The organism is Streptomyces sp. 4F14, assembly GCF_048159485.1.
Lineage (GTDB): Bacteria > Actinomycetota > Actinomycetes > Streptomycetales > Streptomycetaceae > Streptomyces.
Genome location: NZ_JBLRVY010000376.1, coordinates 1 through 321, shown reverse-complemented (window position 1 = coordinate 321; position 321 = coordinate 1). Strand labels below are relative to the sequence as shown.

Sequence of the window (321 nt, the reverse complement as noted above, 5' to 3'; positions counted from 1 at the left end):
GGCGGGGGTCCGCACGCCCAGCGTGTCGCCGTCGCGCACCACCCACACCGGCGTGGCGACAGGGGTGCCGTTCTTGCGGTAGCTGGTGACGAGCATGTACTTGCCGGTGCCGAGTTCCTCCAGCAGCGTGTCGTCCATGATGCGTCTGTGCTCCTTGCTCCTGCGTTCGAGGTCGTAGGCCGGATGAGTGACGTGTGAGGGCGCGGGGTGGCATTGCGTACCGCCCGCCCGGAGCCGGTGTGGTTCAGCTCAGCGGGACATCGAGGACGGCCTTGCGGTGGCTGAAGGTCTCGATGGAGTAGCGGCCGTGGTAGTTGCCCA

1 protein-coding gene is annotated in these 321 nt (G+C 67.6%); it reads right to left on the bottom strand.

Annotation, left to right across the window (positions count from 1 at the left end; genetic code table 11):
* Window positions 1–138 (bottom strand): pyridoxamine 5'-phosphate oxidase family protein (locus tag ACLZOT_RS51185; RefSeq protein ID WP_416976142.1); only part of this gene is annotated, 138 nt, incomplete at its 3' end.
* Window positions 139–321: the final 183 nt, after the last annotated feature.